At 73.7% G+C, this 2,513-nt stretch carries 4 protein-coding genes; 1 reads left to right on the top strand and 3 read right to left on the bottom strand.

The features are described from left to right. Together FJ251_15440 and FJ251_15435 are read right to left on the bottom strand one after the other, a co-directional pair. The coding region (locus FJ251_15440) for an ABC transporter ATP-binding protein (protein MBM4119096.1) at positions 1 to 104 on the bottom strand (104 nt) is incomplete at its 3' end. Then, on the bottom strand, positions 101 to 970 hold the full coding sequence (locus tag FJ251_15435; protein MBM4119095.1) for a hypothetical protein: 870 nt from the start codon (positions 968 to 970) through the stop codon (positions 101 to 103). The genes FJ251_15440 and FJ251_15435, both read right to left, overlap by 4 nt. Before the next feature lie 104 nt (positions 971 to 1,074). On the opposite strand from FJ251_15435, the gene FJ251_15430 reads away from it, so the two are divergent. Further along, positions 1,075 to 2,055, top strand: a complete 981-nt coding sequence (locus FJ251_15430) for a PDZ domain-containing protein (protein ID MBM4119094.1) — start codon at positions 1,075 to 1,077, stop codon at positions 2,053 to 2,055. Positions 2,056 to 2,186: 131 nt separating this feature from the next. On the opposite strand, the gene FJ251_15425 is transcribed toward FJ251_15430, so the two are convergent. Beyond that, on the bottom strand, positions 2,187 to 2,513 hold a 327-nt coding region (locus FJ251_15425), incomplete at its 5' end, for a rhomboid family intramembrane serine protease (protein ID MBM4119093.1).

Raw genomic sequence — 2,513 nt, 5'->3', positions numbered from 1 at the left:
CCCCCGAGGAAGCCGGTCAGCTTGCCTGGCCGAAAGCGGTAGTCGATGCCCGCCACGGCCACGGTCTTCTCGTAGCGCTTGGTGACGCCCTGGAGTTCGATCACGCTCGGCTGCCCTCCCGCTCCCCGGCCCGGCGCGGCGCCGCCGTCTGGAGCCGATACTCGCCCTCGTAACGGACGGCCCCGGCCAGGTGCAGCCGGTCCTCCGCGTCGCGGCGCACGCTGAGCACGCCGCCCGGATAATGTAGGTCACGCTGCTCGCCGCGCGCGAGTCCCGTCGGGCCGACGCCGGCCACGGCCAATGCGCCGGTTCCGCAGGCCAGGGTCTCGCCGACGCCGCGCTCCCAGACCCGCACCGTCCAGCGCTCGCCGGCCGGCCTGGGCTCGCGCCAGACGAACTCCACGTTCACGCCGCCGGGAAAGCGCGGGTGCTGCTGCAGACGCGGTCCCAGTTCGCCCACGCGGGCCTGCAGCGCCGCATCGCCGAAGAGCACGAACTGCGGGTTGCCGACGAAGGCGGCGTAGCCGGTGAGGGTCTCCCCGCCCAGGTCCAGGGCGCAGGGCGCCTCCGGCGGCGGGAAGCCCGGCAGCGGCCGCAGCGGGCCGAGCGCGGCCGAGACCAGGTCGCCGGTGACGGCGACCGCCACCGGGCCGTCGACGGTCTCGATCAGGCCGTCCGCGGGCAGACGCCCCTCGCGCGCGAGCAGCCAGGCCAGGCAGCGCAGACCGTTCGCGCAGTGGCCGCTGCTGCCGTCGGGATTGAACATCTGCTGGCGCGGCGTCTGCCCGGTCGGGGCCTCGCCGACGATGAGTCCGTCGCTCGGTCGCGGCGGCAGCGAGCCCGCCGACGGCACCAGCCATTCCCCCGCGCCGAGGCGCCGCGCGAGCGCGGCCGCGTCCGGCGGCGGCGAGCCGAGGATCAGGTAGAAGACGTTGCCCGCGGCGCTCAGTCGATGAACGGTGTGTTCCATGGTCGGGGGAGCATAGGCGAGCAGCAGGCTGCGGTCAACGCGAGCCTGGGCCGGGAACTCATCCCGGGAGGCACGGTAGAGGGGCGCGGCAATTCCCCCCCTGCATGGAGGTCATGACGATGAAGCGATGGGCAACGCTCGCTCTGTGTGCCTTGCTGCTGATCCCAGCGTTTGGCGCGGCCGCGAAGACCGAGAAGCCGACGGACGACAAGCGCGTGATCGTGATCCGCGACGGCGAAGAACTCGCGGAGCTGAGCGCGCTGGGCAAGGGCGCTTACCTGGGCGTCGCGCTCCAGGATCTGGACCGCGACGACGACGAGACGCGCGGCGCGCGCGTGCGCTCCGTCTTCGACGACACGCCGGCGGCCGAGGCCGGGATCGAGGCGGGCGACGTCATCGTCTTTTTCGCCGGCGAACCGGTCGCGGACGCCGCGGCGCTGACCGCGGCGGTGCGCGCGAAGGCGCCGGGCGACGCGGTCGCGCTCGCGCTGCGCCGCGACGGCAAGACGAAGCGCCTGGAACTCACGCTCGGCGAGCGCGCGCCCTCGATCGAACTCGGCGAGCGCGGCACCTGGGACGGCAAGGCGCTGCCGCAGCACTTCTGGCTGCAGCAGCTCGGCGAGGGCGGTGGCGGCCGGCTCGGCGTGGAAGTCCGCGACCTCGAGGGGCCGCTCGCGAGCTACTTCCCCGGCGCTGAGCGCGGGGCGCTGGTGCTCGCGGTGACCGAGGACAGCCCCGCCGCGGCGGCGGGCCTCGAGGCCGGGGACGTGATCGTCGGCCTGGGCGGCGAGCCGGTCGCGACGGTGGCCGAGCTGCGCGAGGCGGTCGGCGAACTCGCCGGCGAGGAGCCGGGCGAACTCGCCTACGTGCGCAAGGGCGAGCGCAGGACGGCCCGGGTCGAGATCCCGGAGCAGGGCGTCGACCTCTTCTTCAAGGGCCTCGCCGACGAAGGGCCGCGGCAGCACCGCGTCCTGCGCCGGCTCGACGGCCAGCGGAACGAACTCGAAGCGAAGCTGGAGAAGCTCGAGCAGAGACTGCAGGAACTCGAGAAGCGCCTCGAGAAGAAGGGCGAACGCAAGGGCTAGGCCCCCCACCGGGGATCCATCGCGATCCCCCCTCCCGACCCGGCTTGCCGGGTCCCCGCCAGGCAGGCGGGACGGCCTTGCCACCGCGGCCAGCCGCCGCGCGCAGGGTCGTCCCGCCTCGCCGTTTCGGGCTAGCGGTCCCGGCGCGCGCGCTCCAGGAATTCGCGCTCGCTCGCCTTCAGGGAGTGGATCCCCTCGCGGCTCACCTTCTCGAGGATCTCGTCGACGCGCCGGTGCCGATCGCGCTGCTTCTGCAGCACGCGCCGGCGCCGCCAGCCGCCGAGATCCAGCCAGCGCCGCCGGTACCAGCCCGTGCGCATCATCAGCATGCCCGTGAACAGGCCACCGATGTGCGCGAGGTGGGCGATGCCGCCGCCGCCCTGGATGGCGCCGAGCAGGTCGATGGCCGCCACGACCCAGATAAAGTAGCGCACCTGCATCGGGATAAAGAAGAAGGC

The organism is bacterium, from assembly GCA_016873475.1.
Taxonomy (GTDB): domain Bacteria; phylum Krumholzibacteriota; class Krumholzibacteriia; order JACNKJ01; family JACNKJ01; genus VGXI01.
The sequence above is the reverse complement of the archived record's forward strand: the minus strand, read 5'-3'. Positions and strand labels throughout refer to the sequence as shown.